The 16392-nt window shown below is 61.9% G+C and carries 11 protein-coding genes; 4 read left to right on the forward strand and 7 right to left on the reverse strand.

What is annotated here, in order from left to right:
* On the forward strand, nucleotides 1-453 hold the full coding sequence (locus ACXMDP_RS14530) for a hypothetical protein (protein WP_457766969.1): 453 nt from the start codon (nucleotides 1-3) through the stop codon (nucleotides 451-453).
* Between the two features lie 6 nt (nucleotides 454-459).
* Here the strand turns inward: ACXMDP_RS14530 and ACXMDP_RS14535 are convergent, their stop codons facing one another.
* Together ACXMDP_RS14535 and ACXMDP_RS14540 are read right to left on the reverse strand one after the other, a co-directional pair.
* The gene (locus ACXMDP_RS14535) at nucleotides 460-699 is read right to left on the reverse strand and encodes a hypothetical protein (protein WP_259730206.1); all 240 of its coding nucleotides are present in this window, start codon (nucleotides 697-699) and stop codon (nucleotides 460-462) included.
* Between the two features lie 6 nt (nucleotides 700-705).
* Nucleotides 706-1056, reverse strand: coding sequence for a hypothetical protein (locus ACXMDP_RS14540; RefSeq protein ID WP_259730205.1), 351 nt, complete (start codon nucleotides 1054-1056; stop codon nucleotides 706-708).
* 155 nt (nucleotides 1057-1211) lie between these two features.
* Between ACXMDP_RS14540 and ACXMDP_RS14545 the strand changes: the two genes are divergently transcribed.
* On the forward strand, nucleotides 1212-2873 hold the full coding sequence (locus tag ACXMDP_RS14545) for an alpha-D-glucose phosphate-specific phosphoglucomutase (RefSeq protein ID WP_259730204.1): 1662 nt from the start codon (nucleotides 1212-1214) through the stop codon (nucleotides 2871-2873).
* A gap of 208 nt (nucleotides 2874-3081) precedes the next feature.
* On the opposite strand, the gene ACXMDP_RS14550 is transcribed toward ACXMDP_RS14545, so the two are convergent.
* The 5 genes from ACXMDP_RS14550 to ACXMDP_RS14570 all read right to left on the reverse strand — a co-directional run bounded on the left by ACXMDP_RS14550 (nucleotide 3082) and on the right by ACXMDP_RS14570 (nucleotide 9918).
* Nucleotides 3082-4812, reverse strand: a complete 1731-nt coding sequence (locus ACXMDP_RS14550) for a SulP family inorganic anion transporter (protein WP_259730203.1) — start codon at nucleotides 4810-4812, stop codon at nucleotides 3082-3084.
* Between the two features lie 62 nt (nucleotides 4813-4874).
* Nucleotides 4875-5171: a hypothetical protein gene (locus tag ACXMDP_RS14555; RefSeq protein ID WP_259730202.1), complete on the reverse strand. Its 297-nt coding sequence runs from the start codon at nucleotides 5169-5171 to the stop codon at nucleotides 4875-4877.
* A 1-nt stretch (nucleotide 5172) separates the two neighbouring features.
* Nucleotides 5173-8448: an efflux RND transporter permease subunit gene (locus ACXMDP_RS14560; protein WP_259730201.1), complete on the reverse strand. Its 3276-nt coding sequence runs from the start codon at nucleotides 8446-8448 to the stop codon at nucleotides 5173-5175.
* Nucleotides 8445-9458, reverse strand: a complete 1014-nt coding sequence (locus tag ACXMDP_RS14565) for an efflux RND transporter periplasmic adaptor subunit (protein WP_457766970.1) — start codon at nucleotides 9456-9458, stop codon at nucleotides 8445-8447. Before ACXMDP_RS14565 ends, ACXMDP_RS14560 begins: the two co-directional genes overlap by 4 nt.
* 217 nt (nucleotides 9459-9675) lie before the next feature.
* The gene (locus ACXMDP_RS14570; RefSeq protein WP_259730199.1) at nucleotides 9676-9918 is read right to left on the reverse strand and encodes a hypothetical protein; all 243 of its coding nucleotides are present in this window, start codon (nucleotides 9916-9918) and stop codon (nucleotides 9676-9678) included.
* A 916-nt stretch (nucleotides 9919-10834) separates the two neighbouring features.
* Here ACXMDP_RS14570 and ACXMDP_RS14575 point away from each other — a divergent pair.
* Both ACXMDP_RS14575 and ACXMDP_RS14580 read left to right on the forward strand, forming a co-directional pair.
* Nucleotides 10835-13084: a cation:proton antiporter domain-containing protein gene (locus ACXMDP_RS14575; protein ID WP_259730198.1), complete on the forward strand. Its 2250-nt coding sequence runs from the start codon at nucleotides 10835-10837 to the stop codon at nucleotides 13082-13084.
* A gap of 504 nt (nucleotides 13085-13588) precedes the next feature.
* Nucleotides 13589-16384 (forward strand): cation-translocating P-type ATPase, encoded by a 2796-nt coding sequence (locus ACXMDP_RS14580; protein WP_259730197.1) that lies wholly within the window; start codon nucleotides 13589-13591, stop codon nucleotides 16382-16384.
* Nucleotides 16385-16392 lie beyond the last annotated feature (8 nt).

Below are 16392 nucleotides of genomic sequence, written 5' to 3' on the forward strand. Positions count from 1 at the left end.
GTGGGAGCCGGCTGGCTGCTGGGCGGTTGGCTGGCGGCTGGAGCCCTGACGGGGGCCAGCCCCGTCGCCGCGGCCAGGCCCAAGCCGCCGGCGTTTCCCACCACGGCGGAGTTGCGCACGATTCAGCTGGCCACCTTCGCCTGCTCCCGCGAGAACGGTGCCGAAGCCTGCAGCCGCGCCCGCAGCCTCGCGGATCCGCTGATGGACAACCCCCTGCTGCCCTCCTTCTGTAAGGACACGGTGTGGAGCATCGTGCAGCAGGCCGAGCCGGCCGCCACCAACAGCTTCCAGCGCCGCGACGACCTCGACCGGGCGGGTGAACAACTGCTCAAGCGCTGCCAGCAACCCAGCGCCGCCAGCACCAGGAAGCAGGACGACGGCCCCCGCCGTCCTCCCGCCGCTGGTGGGCCCGGGTCCGGCAGCGGCCGGCCCGCCGGCGCCGGTGGCTCCTGAAGCAGGTCAGTCCCAGTCGTAGCTGAGGCGGGAACCGGGCATCCGTTCGCTCAGCTCGGCAAACACGGTGGCGAGGATTTCAGGACCGCAATCAGGATGGGCCCGCACCTCCTTGACCAGACGCTTCACGTCGGATTCGGAGAGGCCGCGGTACTTGATCACCTCATCCACCTTGGTGCGGAAGAGATCCAGCAGGGCCTGCTGCTCCGCGGTCAGGGGCTTGCCGCCGGTGCGTTCGATGTCCATCGGCGGTCAGGGTTGGGTGTGAGGGCCTGCAGGCGGGGCTGCCAGCGCCAGCAGCTGGCGCGCTGTCGTTTCCATGAACGTCACCGACCAGCCGGTGGTGACCACCACGCGATCAGCCAGCTCACAGAGCGGCGAGGCGGCACCGGCGCAGCTGGCGGAGAGCCCCAGGAGTGCGTTGGTGAGCTTGCCGCGCAGGCAATGCTCCGTGCCGGATTGATCGAGCACCGCCTGGGCGGCCTCCCGGGTGCGGTTGATCGCCTGGGCGAGGGCAGGCGATGGAGCAGCCGCAGGAACACCGCCACGGGCCGGGAGGGAAGGCGCTCCCACCAGGGCGACGGCGGCCAGCAGGGACGTCACCAGGGCGGATCGGCCCCGCGGACGACACAGGACGGGAGTGAACAGGGTCACGGGCCTGAAAAGCGAAGGGGGGTGTCCTTGCGCACGCTACCGAGGTCGCTCGGATCTGCCTCATAGGAGGCAGGGTTACGTTGGACCCCCACACAGTTGGCCCGATGACGAGCAGCGCTTCCGCAGGCTCTGTTGCCTCCTGCCGCGTGACGCTGGCCAGCCCGTTCACCGACCAGAAACCGGGCACCTCCGGGCTGCGTAAAAGCACCAGGCAGTTCCAGCAGCCCCACTACCTGGAAAGCTTCGTGGAAGCTGTGTTCCGGGTGCTTCCTGGCGTGGAGGGCGGCACCTTGATCCTCGGGGGCGATGGCCGTTACGGCAACCGCCAGGCCATTGATGTGATCTGCCGCATGGGCGCCGCCCACGGGCTGGCCCGGCTGATCACCACCACAGACGGCATCCTCTCGACCCCCGCCGCCTCCCACCTGATCCGCAGGCACGCGGCGGTCGGCGGCATCATCCTCTCGGCCAGCCACAACTCCGGCGGTCCCGACGGCGACTTCGGTGTGAAGGTGAACGGGGCGAACGGTGGCCCGGCGCCGGAATCGATCACTGACGCCATCTACGCCGTCACCCAGACCCTCGACGGCTACCGGATCGTGGAGGGCAGCCCCTTGCCATTGGAGGCGCCCGGCACCCACCACATCGGCGGATTGCAGGTGGAGGTGATCGACGGCGTGGACGACTATCTGACGCTGCTGCAGAGCCTGTTCGACTTCGACGCGATCGCCGACCTGCTGGCGGGTGACTTCCCGGTGGCCTTCGATGCCATGCACGCCGTCACCGGCCCCTACGCCCGCCGCTTGTTCGAAGGGCTGCTGGGCGCACCCGCAGGCACGGTGCGCAACGGCATCCCCCTCGAGGATTTCGGCGGCGGGCACCCCGACCCCAACCTCACCTACGCCCATGAGCTGGCGGATCTGCTGCTGAAGGGCGATGCCTACAGCTTCGGCGCCGCCTGCGATGGCGATGGCGATCGCAACATGATCCTGGGCCGCCGCTGTTTCGTGAACCCCAGCGACAGCCTGGCGGTGCTCACCGCCAACGCGACGTTGGCACCGGGATATGCCAGCGGCCTGGCGGGTGTGGCCCGCTCGATGCCCACGAGCGCCGCGGTGGATGTGGTGGCCGCCGAGCTGGGGCTCCCCTGCTACGAAACGCCCACGGGCTGGAAGTTCTTCGGCAACCTGCTGGATGCCGGCCGGATCACCCTCTGCGGCGAGGAAAGCTTCGGCACCGGCAGCAACCACATCCGCGAAAAAGACGGGCTGTGGGCGGTGCTGTTCTGGCTGCAGATCCTGGCCCGACGCCGCTGCTCGGTGGCCGAGGTGATGGCAAGCCACTGGGCACGCTTCGGCCGCCACTACTACTCCCGCCACGATTACGAAGCCATCGCCAGCGACCGCGCCCACGGCCTCTACGACCGCCTGCATGGCCTGCTGCCCTCCCTGAAGGGCACCGGCTTTGCCGGCCGCTCGATCGCCACCGCCGACGACTTCAGCTACGACGATCCGGTGGATCAATCAACGACGCGGGGGCAGGGTCTGCGCCTGCTGCTCGACGACGGCAGCCGGGTGGTGTTCCGCCTCTCCGGCACCGGCACCCAGGGCGCCACCCTGCGCCTTTACCTCGAGAGCTTCGTGCCCTCCGGCGGCAACCTGGCCCAGGATCCCCAGGCGGCCCTCGCCGATCTGATCAACGCCGCCGATGGCCTGGCCGAGATCCGCAGCCGCACCGGCATGGATCGGCCCACGGTGATCACCTGATCGGCGGTTCGATCCGGCGCGGGCCTGGGTCTTGTTCTGGGCCTAGGCCTAGGCCGGGTCCTGGTTCTGGGCCTTGGCCGGGAACTGGACCTGGGACTGTGCCTGGATCTAGTTCTGTGCCTAGGGCAGGGATTCCGCCTGTATCTGGTTCAATGCCTGGACCTAAAACTGGGACTGGGCCTTCTTACGGCTTGGCATCGTCTCCAACTCAATCCTCCGGGGCGGCTGCATCGTCCGCGGGGTCAAGCTCTGCCGTCGTCGATCTGGTTGCCGCCGAGCTGGTGGCATCCTGCTGGGCAAGCTGCGCCGACAGGGCCCGGATCGCCTTCTTGACGGTGCGATAGGGCTTGCCGTGGGGGGTGAAGCCATAGCGCGAGAGCTTGGCCAACAGCTCATCGGCGCTTACCACGAACACCGGAAACAACTGACGGCGCTGGAACTCGGCCTGGAGATCCATCAATGTCTTGGCAGCTGAATAATCCACCGCATCGATGCCGGAAGCATCGATCACCAGCCCCTTGAGATCCGGGCCATTCAGTGTGATCAGATTCAGAACCTCCTCCAGGAAGGCGCTGGCGTTGGCATAAAACAGATTCGCCTCGAAGCGATAGGCCACGATGCCCGGCGCTGCAAACACCCCCGCCGCCACCGGCACCGTGTGCCAGCCCCGCTCGGCGTCATGGGCCCACAGGCGCGTTCGGGGCCTGTAGGTGTGGCGCACCTGATCGATCAACGACAGGCCCACCGCCAGCAGAATCCCCTGCATCACGCCAAGCAGCGCCACACAGAGGGCGGTGAGGATGGCAATCACGAACTCGCTGCGCTGCAACCGGTAGAGCTCACGCAGGCCACGAAGATCGATCAACTTCAGGCCGATCACAAACACGATCGTCGACAACACCACAGCTGGGAGAAAGCCGAGCGGATCGGTGAAAAAAGCCAACACCGCCAGCACCACCGCGGCCATGGTGAGGTGCGCCACCTGGCTGCGGCCGCCGGCGGCATCCAGCATTTCCGTCTTGGTGGGGCTGCCGTTGACCACGAACGTCCCGGAGAGCGCCGCGCCCAGGTTGGCGATGGCCAGGCCGATCAGATCGCCATTCTGATCCACACGTTCGTGATGCCTCTGGGCATAGGCCCGGGCCGTGGCAGCACTCTGGGCAAGAATCACCACAAAGCAGGAAGCGGCGGTGGTGAGGGCCTGATTGAGCTGGGCGGCCTGCAGCGTGGGCCAGGCCAGCTGCGGCAGGCCATGGGGAACCGCACCCACCACCTCCAGGCCGTGGTGCTGGAAATCGAGCGCGGCACTGGCCACGATCGTGGCCACCACCGCGATCAGAGCCCCGGGCAGCCGCGGCGACCAGCGCTTGCAGCCAGCGATCACCGCCAGCACCAGCACCGCCAGCAGCATGGACACGCCGCTGGTCTGCCCCAGCCGCTGCAGCACCGAGAGGATCTGCGCGAACGATCCGTCCCCTTGCTTCTCCAGACCCAGCAGGCCGCTGAGCTCGCCGGCGGCCACCTGCAGGCCGATCCCAGTGAGCAGGCCGATCAGGGCACTGCGGGAGAGGAAGTCTGCAAGAAAGCCCAGCCGCAGCCAGGTGGCGAGCACAAGCATGGCCCCCACCAGCAGGGCTACCGCCGAGGTGAGCTGCACATAGGCGCTGGAACCTGGCGCCGCCACCGCGCTGAGCGTGGCCGCCAGGATCGCGGCGGTGGCGGAATCGGCCGCCACCACCAGCTGACGGGAGGCGCCGAACACGGCAAAGGCCAGCACCGGGATCAGCAGGGTGTAAAGCCCGGTCACCACAGGGGTGTGCGAGATGCGGGTGTAGCCCATCACCTCGGGAATGGCCAGAGCCGCCAGGGTGAGCCCAGCCAGCAGGTCGTCGGCGAGGCCGGTGCGGTGCAACGGCAGTACACCCCGCAGCAACGCCATACCCAGCCAATGCGGGCCGTCCGTGTGCGGGGCGGGCCGGTGGAGGGGCTCGCGGCCGGCCCTCAGAAGTCGTCTCCGCGTTCGTCCAGTGGCGCACCGGGCTGGCCGCGGCGGGTGAGGCTGATCTGCCGCAGCGTTTCTCCCCAGGCACCGCAGAAGCCCGCCATGCCGATCACCAGAGCCCAGAAGCGGGGGTGGATCGCCGGCAGAAGTTCACCAGGGGTGCGCGAGGCGTGGTGGGCCAACACCAGCAGCACCAGCACGGCGAGGGCATAAAGACATCCCGCCAGGGCGATGCGGCGGCGATCCACCCGCAACTGGCGGCGCGGACGGTAGCCGGCAGGGCGGGGCAGGGGCATCTCAGGCGGCCGGGCCTGACGGCAGCACCGGTTCGGTGGCCTGGCTGGCGGGGAACCAGGAGGCTTCCAGCTGCTTCATCAGCACATAAAAGGAGGGCACCACAAACAGGCTGAGCACCGTGGCCACCAGCAAGCCACCGAAGATCACGGCCCCAAGCGACTGCTGGCTGAGGGCGCCGGCGCCGCTGGCGACCAGCAGGGGGAAGAAGCCGGCCAGTGCCGCCATTGCCGTCATCAGGATCGGGCGCAGGCGGGAGCAGGCGGCCGCCATGGCCGCTTCGGCGGAGCTCATGCCCTGCTCCATGCGCTGGTTGGCCAGATCCACGATCAGGATGCCGTTCTTGGCCGCCAGGCCGATCAATGTCACCAGGCCCACCTGGGCGTACACGTTGTTCACCTGGCCGCGCAACACCAGGAACATCAGCGCCCCGAGCATGGCCAGGGGCACCGTCATCAGGATGATCAGCGGATCGATGTAGCTGCCGTACTGAGCGGAGAGCACCAGGTACACCACCACGATCCCCAGCGCGAACACCAGGATGGCCAGGGCGCCGGCCTGCACCTCCGACCGGGTCAACGCCGACCAGGCTGAGCCGATGTTGGCGAAATTGAGCCGGCGGAACACCGCCGCGATCGTGTCGATCGCCTGGCCACTGCTCTTGCCGGCGGCCTCCACCCCCTGAATCAGCACGGTGCGATAAAGATCGAAGTGGCTGATGATCGGCGGGGCGCTGTCGAGGCGGGCCTTCACCACGTTGGAAAGAGGCACCAGCCCACCGGAGCGGTTGCTCACATAGAGATTGTTGAGGTCCTGGATCATGGTGCGGTGGCTCGCATCGGCCTGGACATACACCTGCCGGTATTGCTGCTGCTCGTAGGTCTGGTTCACGAAGCTGCCGCCCGTGAGGGTACCCAGGGCCTCCATGGCGGCGCTGAAGTCGATGTCGAGCGAGGCCATGCGGTCGCGGTCCACGTCGAGGCGCCACACCGGCGCATCACTGACGAACTGGGTATAGAGGTTGCCGAAGGTGCCGGTGCCCCTGGCCTTGGCGATCAGTTGCTTGGCGAGGCCGGCCAGTTCGGTGGGGCTGTAGCCGCCATTGCTGAGGTCGTTGAACTGGAAGGAGAGGCCCCCCTGAGCGCCGAAGCCAGGCACGGCCGCGGGCGCCTGAGCGAGCACAATCGCCCCGGGAATCTTGGCGAAGGCCTGGTTCATCCGCCCGATGATGGCATTCGCCGATTGCTTCGGACTGGTGCGTTCCTCGATCGGCTTGAAGCCGAAGAAGAAGATGCCCTGGTTCAACGAGCCGCCGTTGAATCCGGCCCCTCCCACCAGTTCTCCGGACACCACATCAGGCTCCTTGGCGATGATCCTGCGGGCCTCATCCGCCACCGCCATGGTGGCCTCGATCGACGACTGGGCCGGCAACTGGATGATGCCCAGGCCATAGCCCTGGTCTTCGGTGGGAACGAAACCGGTGGGAATCAGCACGAAGGCGGCGCCGGTGAGCAGCACCCCGCCCAGCAACGCCGCCAGCACCAGCCGCCGAAGCCGGATCACCTGTTGAAGCAGGGCGGCATAGCCACGGGCCACCTGATCGAACACCTTGTTGAAGGCCGTGAAGATGGGCATCAGGAAGGTGCCCACCACGGCCCCCACCAGGCCCAGCACCACAGCCAACAGCCAGCCGCCGGCCAGGGTGCCGTACAACGCACCGAAGGCCCCGCCGATCGCCGTCCAACGCCAGCCCCTGGGTTCGGTTTTGCCGCCACCGAGCAGCAACGCCGATTGCAGCGGCTTGCCGGTGATCGCATTGAAGGTGGACACGATGATCGAGAAGACGATCGTGAGCGCGAACTGCCGGTAAATCACGCCGGTGGCGCCCGGGAAGAAGGCCACGGGCACGAACACAGCCAGCAGCACCAGGGCGGTGGCCAGGATGGCGCCAGTCAGTTCCTTCATGGCATTGGAGGCCGCCACAAACGGTGGGTCGCCGGCTTCGATGCGCGCCGACACGGCCTCCACCACCACGATCGCGTCATCCACCACCAGGCCGGTGGCCAGGATGATGCCCAGGAGCGTGAGTTCGTTGATCGAAAAGCCGAACGCCTTCACGAACACCATCGCCCCCAGCAGGGCGATGGGCAGGGCGAGGGCCGGCACAGCCGTGGCCTTCCAATCCTGCAGAAACAGGAAGATGATCAGCAACACCAGCACCACAGCATCGCGCAGGGCATCGAGGGCCCCTTCGATCGAGGCATTGATGAAGTCGGTCTGGTCGAACACCTTCTCCAGCACCACACCTGGCGGAAGGGAGTTGCGGAACTGGGTGAGCACCTCATCCACCGCATCAGCTGTGGTGATTGCATTGCTGCCAGGCAGCTGGATCACCCCGAAGCCCACCGATGGGTAGCCGCTGATGGCATTGATGGCGGCCTGATTGAAGTTCTGAAAGGCATATTCTGCGCGGCCCACATCACCCAGACGAATCAATCCGCCGTCGGGGCCCTTGGAGAGAATGAGTTTTTCGAATTCACCAACTGTCTCCAGGTTGCCGTTCACCAGAATCGGGAAGGTGGAGCGGTTGGTGGGCAGTGAGGGCGGGCCACCCACGCTGCCGGCAATCACCACCACGTTCTGAGATTTCAGCGCATTCACCACATCGGTGATGGAAAGGTTGAAACGGGCCAGCCGTAGTGGATCCACCCAGAGGCGGAAGGCGGGATCACTGGCCCCGAAGATGTTCACCTGGCCGACACCATCCGCGCGCGTGAGCGGATACACAAGATTCAGTTGCAGGAGCCCGTTCAAGAAGGTGCCGTCGAACTGGCCTTTGGTGGACGTGAGGTTGTAAACGAGGAGGTAGCTGCCGGAGGTCTGCTGAACCGTGACCCCTTGAGCATTCACCTGGGGCGGTAATTGCGGGGTGGCGGTCTGAACGCGGTTCAGCACGTTCACCTGATCGATGTCCGCGTTCGTGCCCGGCTTGAAGTAGACGTTGATCTGGCTGCTGCCCTCCCCGGTGCTGGTGGAGGTGATGTAATCCATCCCCGGCGCCCCATTGATCTGCTCCTCAAGCGGGCCGGTCACGGCGCTTTCCACCGTGAGCGCATCGGCCCCGGGCAGGTTGGCGTTCACCTGAATCGTGGGCGGAGCGATGTCCGGCAGGTTCTCGATCGGCAGCAGGGGCAGGGCGATCACGCCTGCCAGCAGGATGAGCACACTGCACACCGTGCTGAGCACAGGGCGGCGGATGAAGGTGTCCGAAAGGCTCATTGACGGGCCGCCGGGGGGGCGGAAGCAGGCGCCGCTGCAGCGGCGGCGCGCACAGCCAGGCCACTGCGCAACTGGGCCAGGTTGCCCAGGATCACCGAATCGGTGCTCCGCAGGCCCGAAGCCACCGGGAACATGCCGCCTTGCAGCGTGCCCAGGGTGACGGGCACCTGCACCGCCACCAGGGCACCCGCGGGTGGCGGTGGCTCAATCGGCCGGCCCAGCCGCTGCCGTGCCTCCTCGGGGCTCACAGCCAGGAACACAAAGGTCTTGCCGGCCTGGAGCAGCACCGCCTGCTCGGGAATCGACAACGCGTTGCCCTGCGAGAAGATCAACCTGGCGTTCACCCGCTGGCTGTTGCGCAGCACGCCGTCGTCGTTGGCGAAGGTGGCCTTCACCAGCAGGGTCTGGCGCTCCTTGTCGAGGGACGGGGCCACAAAACTCACGGCGCCGCGGGCCGTGAGCTCGGGGCGATCGGGCGCGCTCAGCACCACGGGCAGCCCCACCTTCACGCGGGCGGCATCGGTGCCCGGCACATCGAGGCGCACCCACAGGCGGGAGTTGTCGACCACGCTGGTGACGACACCGCCGGCACGAACGACATCACCAAGCTTGGCGTTGATGCTGCCCACCTGACCGGTGATCGGAGCCGTGACGTTCTTGTAACCAAGGGTGGCTTTTGAGGACTGCAGCCGATCACGGCTCACCAGAGCCTGGGTGACATAAAAATCACGTTCCTTGGTGGTTACGGCACCCTGCTCGTTGAGAAAGATATAACGCTCGGCGTTCACCAGGTCCTTCCGGGCTTCCGCCCGATCCGAATTGGTGGTGGCCTCCTGCTGCACCTGGTCGAGCCGGAAGAGCAACTCTCCCTTTCTCACCGCCTGTCCCTCCTGCATCGGCATCGCCACGATGCGGCCATCGATCTCTGGAGCGAGCTTGACCTCGCGGATGGCCTCCAGCGTGCTCTGGTAATCGGCGGAGTCGGTGAAGACGGAAGTGCGTGGATTCACCAGCCTGACGGCCGCCGGGGGCTGCTCGGGAACCTTGGCCGGAGCACAGCCAATGAGAGCAACCAGCGAGAGAAGAGAGGATGCCGCCAGAACGGTGGTGGGTGGCCGCAACGGGCTGGTCACGAGTGCGATCAATGTTGACGCACACCAGGGGACCTGTCTACTTCTGCATGGGCGTCGGCGCGTACTGGGAACATGACGGAACGACGAGAGGCGATCAGGGGCGCTTCTGGCTTCCTCCGCCTCTGGAGAACTTGTGGTGGGAAGCAGGATCTGAGGTGGAAACCTGCAGCTGCCGCACCGTCTCCAGAGTGAGGCCGGCAAAGGCCCCGAACCCGCAGAAGATCCCGCAGTAGAGGGCAAAGGAGCGCGTGCTCACCACCACCGGCGTGTGGATCACCACCGCATGCAGCATCACCGCCAAGGCGGCCCCGAGGCCACTGCCAATCAGCCCCGCCATCAGAATCAGGCACCACCATCAACGGCAGCACCTTGGCCACCAGCACTCCGCCGAAAACCACCGGGCCAAAGGAGGACTAGCCAAGGGCACCGGCTCCACTCGCGAACACCAGCGGCAAGAAACCGAACAACGAGGAAACACTGCGCCGGCCTGATCAAGGCCAACTGTGCGGTGAGCACCATCCTCGCCACGCAGGAGGAAGGTGCCCATGAAAACCCGTGTCTCCCAATCCAGATCCGTCCCAATGGGCTGATGAGCAAGAAAAACCGGGGTCAACTGCGGCATCAACAATCCGGTGCTGAAGCCTCACAAGGCAGGGCAGATTTCCTGCCACCAGAGGAGCAATACCGGATGTCGCTTGACACCTGCCTGAGATCGGAGGAGCGAAGCCCCTGGGGACATCCAAATCCAAGGTTCAATAACGGTTACAGGTGCCAAAGTGCACTAAGTGGCCTCAGCCATCAGCAGTGGATTCAGCGGTTGCTGGTCACTGAATGACATTGTGAGAAAACAGATCGAGGGAATTCCTCAAGAGGCTGTAAGGAGAAACGTTCAGGATTGCCTGGTCAGGCCGAAAGCGATGCCACTGCTTCCCAGAAGCCAAGGGGCATGACAAGATCTTTTTGAAACCGGAGTGGTGAACACTCAAGCATGGAGGAGCAGGCTTCTTGGCGAAGCTGAGTATAGGCCTCGTTCAGAGCCTAGCCTAGAGAGATAGCCGAGAGGCGTAAATCAGCCTTGCCCGCCCCATCTGGAGATGCTGACAGGTAAGCCCTCATTGCTCACTGGTAGGCAGAAAATTCCATGCCGCCTATAATGAGAATGAAACTCACCCATCCCCCGCTCAGAGACAACAATCTCAGAGTTCGTCTTTGCCCAGCGAAAGCCAACCGTTTCAAGCCGTTCTCAACCCCCCATGACCGAGCTCATCATAATTTTTGCCGCGGCGGCTTTCGGAGGCTTGTTGGCTTCCTTGATGAAGCAGCCCGTCATTCTTGGGTACTTGCTTGCGGGGGTGATTGTTGGGCCTTTCGAGCTCGGGCTGATCAGTAACTACGAGGAAGTAGAAACAATCGCCGAATTGGGCGTTACGTTTCTACTCTTCACCATCGGAGTTGAGTTCTCCCTCGCTGAACTCAATAAGGTCAAAAAGATCGCATTGGGTGGTGGCGGACTGCAACTGGTCCTCACGATCTCCCTGACGGCTTTGGTCGCCGTGGTGGCGGGCTGGGTCACCTCCGTTCCACAGGGTATCTTCCTCGGCGAGTTGGTGTCACTCTCCTCCACTGCTGTGGTGATCAAGGCCCTGGCAGAGCAGGATGAAACGGCCTCGGCCCACGGGCAGGTGATGCTGGGCATCTTGATTGTCCAAGATCTTGCCCTTGGCCTGATGCTGGCGATCTTGCCGGCGCTGAACAGTCCGATCGAGGAGCTCGGATTTGCCATCGGAATCGCCGTACTGAAGCTCGCGCTGTTTGCCCTAGGGGCGTTCGTAGTGGGGAAATGGCTCATCCCTCCTTACCTGCAGCTTCTGGCCAAGACGGAAAGCCACGAGCTTTTTCTTCTAGGAGTCGTGACGCTTTGCCTGGGCATTGCACTCCTCACGGGCAAGATTGGGCTGTCCACTGAAATGGGCGCATTTGTAGCGGGTCTGATGATTTCAGAGGTCGAGTATTCCGACCAGACCCTCGATTATGTTGAACCGATCCGGGACATCTGTGCGGCTGCATTTTTTGCAGCGATTGGAATTTTGATCGATCCGGTTTTCCTTTGGAACAATCTGCCCCTGATCTTAGGACTTGTCACACTGGTATTGGTCGGCAAATCGTTTATCATTACGCCCTTGGTTATCCTGTTTCGCTATCCGCTGAATACTGCCATCATTGCTGGTCTGGGCTTAGCTCAGATTGGTGAGTTTTCCTTCGTACTGGCAGGGCAGGGTAGCAAATTTGGCTTGATTTCAGAGGATGTCTACTCGTTGATCCTTGGAACAACCGCCGTTACTTTGATCGTCACTCCCTTCGTGCTGCAATGGCTGCCTGCGCTCTTAGCCAAAGCCGAGTCCATACCCTGGTTTACCCAGGCCGATGGCCCCATGGAAATCTCAGAAGATTCGCAATCCCTTCGGGATCATATTGTTGTCTGCGGTTACGGAAGAGTTGGCAGCAACATTGTGAAGCTGTTACGTGAACGCGACTACCCTGTATTGGTGATTGAGCAATCAGAGCAATATGTTCAAAAGTTGAGGGATGCAGAAATACCATACATCTTTGGCAATGCAGCCAGTGCCCTCGTTCTGCAAAAGGCCGGCGTCGATCAGGCCAGAGGCATGGCGATCGCCCTGCCTGATCCCATGAGCATTCGTTTGTGCCTGAAGAGATCCCTTGCGCTCAACCCAGAACTGGATCTGGTGGTGCGTGCCAGCGCAGAGAAAGACATTGAACCCCTGTATCAGATGGGCGCGAAAGAAGTTGTGCAACCAGAGTTTGAGGCAAGCCTAGAGCTATCGTCACATCTTTTTTCAGGTTTGGGATTTCCCTTGGCTGCCATCCAGCAAAACATCCAGCAAATTCGAGATTCTCACTACTCAACTCTGCGTCCAGAGCAATCCAAGGATCAGATCTCTCGAGAGATCAAGGAGGCCACGCGCATGATGAAAAGCAAAATGTATTCCCTGCCTCCCAACTCTGCCTTAGTAGGAAAATCCCTTGAGAAATCCCACATACGCTTGCTTTCCGGGGTCATCTTGATGGCGATTACACGCGCCAGTGGCGAGAAAATCGATTACCCCGAGTCGAACACCCTGATTCAAGAAGGGGATAACTATTTACTCGTAGGAGAAGTTGATGAACTAGCCGCTTTCAAGAAGCTGGTTGAAGGGGGAATAAAGCAGTTACCAGAGGATACCGATTCTTCCCTCTGGATCCTCGTTTCCGAAGGCAGTGAAGTCGTCGGAAAGTCCTTGGCTCAACTTGATTTTCAGAAGCAATTCGGATCCACAATTCAAGCAATCCGTCGCCAAGGAATGTATCTTCGATTTCCGAATGGGAAGTGTGTGATCAAAGCGGGAGACAGATTATTGGTGTTTGGCTCACTGTCTGTTCTTGCTGATCTCGGTCAAAGGATCGCAGCCACGGCAGACATCAAAACAATCGTCTCATATTGAGAGCTTAGTTGGTTTTCACTTACAGACTCTACGGCTAAATCACAACTTCCTCCTGGGTCTCGATCTTGCTTCCCTTCAGGTGCTCCTCTTGCGCGCCTCGATCCAGCCCCGAACCCCTTGGCCTTATTGGTTCCCGCACCCTATTTTGTGACTGGGGCATGTCTGGAACAGGTCGACTGGACTAGGACTGTGGCGCGGGGAGGCCACAGGCAGGGGAAGCCCAGCTCCGGCGTCTGCCTGGTGTCAACGACCGAGGTAGGCGCCACATTCTCATCCATGAAGGGGAGTTCGATCGTTCTCAGGCACGACTGGGTGAACCATCAAGTCAGGTTGCCGATATTCCCCTGGATGCGTCAAGAATCGGGTATTCCAGAAGCAGATCGCCTTCGCGGAACTTATGTTACCGTTTATGAATGCCTATACTGATTGAACCAAAGGATTTCTTGCTATACACAACGAACTTCCTTCAAACCCTAGCCGCTATCTCGCGCACAACCTCCTGCAATGATCAAAGCAAGCGTCTCAATTCGCTCTGAATCCTCCCAGAGCCATTCTCAATTGATTCCCTGGCACAGTCTTGATCTTTCAACGGTTATTTCCCGAGTTAATGTCGATCCCCAGCAGGGCCTCACCAATGCTCAGGCCAAACGGCAACAGGATCGCTTTGGCAAGAATGAGCTGAAAGCCAAGAAGGGCCGCCCTCTTGTGTGGATGTTTCTGATTCAGTTCAAGAATCCTCTTCTTTACATCCTCCTCATTGCTGGTGCCGTCAAGGCCTTCATGGGCTCATGGATTGAGGCGGGAGTGATCACCGGTGTTGCAGTACTGAATGCGCTGATCGCCTTCACCCAGGAATCCAAGGCGGAGTCTGCCATCAAAGCACTGGCATCCTCGGTCACCACAGAGGCGATGGTTCGTCGCAATGGAGAGATGCAGAAGCTGCCATCTGTCGAACTGGTGCCAGGAGATGTGGTACTGCTGGCTTCCGGTGACAAAGTGCCGGCCGACGTTCGCCTTGTGACAAGTCGCAGCCTGCAGATCAATGAATCAGGCCTCACGGGAGAGTCCGTGGCCGTGGAAAAGGATGCAGATTGCAAGGAACTAGGTCCGGAAACGCCTCTGGCTGATCGCATCAACATGGCCTATGCAGGCAGCTTCGTCACCTTCGGCCAAGCTGAAGGCATCGTTGTAGAAACGGGCCAGAGAACCGAGACAGGCCGGATTTCCACATTGATGGATCAAAGCAGCGCACTGACGACACCGCTCACTCGAAAGTTTGAACGATTCAGCAATCTGCTTTTGCGGGCAATTCTAGGGATTGCCATCTTTACGTTCATCGTGGGCCTGGCCTGGGGGAACACCCCGTTCGACATGTTCCAGGCCTCCGTTGCCCTTGCCGTCAGTGCGATTCCCGAGGGACTACCAGCAGTGGTTACCATCACCCTGGCGATCGGTGCTTCGCGGATGGCGGAGCGGCATGCCATCGTCAGGAATCTTCCTGCCGTAGAAACCCTAGGAAGTGCAACAATCATCTGTTCCGATAAAACCGGAACCCTCACCGAAAATCAAATGACTGTGCAGGCTCTTTATGCCGGCGGTCATCACTACCAATTCATCGGTGATGGCTATGTTCCCAAGGGAGATCTACTCAATTCGGATGATGAACCGATCGAGATCACCCAGATGCCGCTTGCCGTACGAGACTGTTTGCTCGCCGGTGTGCTCTGCAACGATTCTGAACTAGCTCATGAAGGCAAGACCTGGAGCATCGTGGGCGATCCCACCGAAGGCGCTCTGCTGGTTTCTGGCGGCAAGGTCGGCCTTGATCGCGCCCAGCTCGCCAAAACGCATCCCCGCCTCGACAGCATTCCCTTTGAATCCGAATATCAATACATGGCAACCCTGAATCAGTTGCCGATGGAGGCAGGCTGCTGGATCTGGATGAAGGGGTCCGTCGAATCCCTGATCAAGCGCAGTGATTCGATTCTTGATTCGGAGGGAGGTGTTCTTCCGATCAACAAGGAACGTCTCACCTTGCAGGCTGAGCGAATGGCTTCGAAGGGTCTGCGCGTGCTGGCTTTTGCAAAGAAACCGCATTCGAGCACCACGATCGATCACGATGCTCTGGCTTCGGGGCTGGTCTTCCTCGGTCTTCAGGGAATGATCGACCCACCACGCTCCGAGGCCATCCAATCCGTACAGGCCTTCCACAGCGCCGGCGTCGACGTGAAAATGATCACCGGTGATCACAAGGTCACCGCTGTGGCGATCGCCAATCGCCTGAAACTCAGTCAACAGGAGACAACCGCGGCTTTCAGTGGTCAAGAGCTCTCAGATCTGGACAAGACCGCTTTCATCGATGCCGCCCTGGAGGGAAGCGTCTTTGCCCGTGTTGTTCCGGAGCAGAAGCTTCGCCTGGTTCAGGCTCTGCAGTCCCGCGGTCACATCGTTGCCATGACCGGTGATGGTGTGAATGATGCGCCTGCCTTGAAACAGGCGGACATCGGTATCGCCATGGGAATCACCGGAACGGAAGTGGCGAAGGAACCTGCAGACATGGTGCTCACTGACGACAACTTTGCTTCGATTGAAGCGGCCGTCGAGGAAGGCAGGAATGTGTTCCAGAACCTGCTGAAAGCGCTTGCTTTCCTGTTACCGGTCAATGGTGGCCTCGCCGCAAGCGTGTTTCTGAGCGTGATGGCCGGACGTGGCAACTTCCTGCCGATTCAGCCGCTTCAGGTGCTCTGGATCAACATGATCATCTCGATCACGATGACGGTTCCCATCGCTTTCGAGCCCAAGCCCTACGACCTGATGGAGCGCCCGCCCCGCTCTCCCCAGCAGCCATTGCTGTCAACACCCCTGCTCCAACGCATCGCCCTGATTTCCACGCTCAACCTGATCTTCATCTTCGGCATCTTCGCCTGGATACGCGAATCCAGTGGCGATCTCACCTTGGCCCGCACGATGGCGATCCAGACGCTGGTCACGGGCTTGGCGATCTACCTGTTCAGCCTCAGCCAGTTCTGGTCTTCTCTGATTGCACGCCTGCGCGGACGCAAGGTTCAGCTGGGCAATTTCTCACGCATCGGCTTCGGCATCATTGCTGCCTTTCTGCTGCAGGTGCTGTTCAGTCAGTGGCGCGTGATGAATCTGCTGTTCGAGACAACGCCGATGACGGCCAACCAATGGCTTGCCTGCTTCGGTCTGGCCTCGCCGATGCTGGTGGTGGCCCTGCTCGCCAACCGCTGGCCCGTCAACTGGACCCCTCCCCAGCGCACCATCACAGGAGTTGGTTGATCCGCTTG

The sequence above is a fragment of the Cyanobium sp. ULC065 genome (assembly GCF_977927515.1).

Excerpts from the sequence above, each read along its gene's own strand:
- ACXMDP_RS14535 (WP_259730206.1), bottom strand. The coding sequence starts at position 699 with ATGGACATCGAACGCACCGGCGGCAAGCCCCTGACCGCGGAGCAGCAG.
- ACXMDP_RS14545 (WP_259730204.1), top strand. The coding sequence starts at position 1,212 with ATGACGAGCAGCGCTTCCGCAGGCTCTGTTGCCTCCTGCCGCGTGACG.
- ACXMDP_RS14550 (WP_259730203.1), bottom strand. The coding sequence starts at position 4,812 with ATGGCGTTGCTGCGGGGTGTACTGCCGTTGCACCGCACCGGCCTCGCC.
- ACXMDP_RS14555 (WP_259730202.1), bottom strand. The coding sequence starts at position 5,171 with ATGCCCCTGCCCCGCCCTGCCGGCTACCGTCCGCGCCGCCAGTTGCGG.
- ACXMDP_RS14560 (WP_259730201.1), bottom strand. The coding sequence starts at position 8,448 with ATGAGCCTTTCGGACACCTTCATCCGCCGCCCTGTGCTCAGCACGGTG.
- ACXMDP_RS14570 (WP_259730199.1), bottom strand. The coding sequence starts at position 9,918 with ATGGCGGGGCTGATTGGCAGTGGCCTCGGGGCCGCCTTGGCGGTGATG.
- ACXMDP_RS14575 (WP_259730198.1), top strand. The coding sequence starts at position 10,835 with ATGACCGAGCTCATCATAATTTTTGCCGCGGCGGCTTTCGGAGGCTTG.
- ACXMDP_RS14580 (WP_259730197.1), top strand. The coding sequence starts at position 13,589 with ATGATCAAAGCAAGCGTCTCAATTCGCTCTGAATCCTCCCAGAGCCAT.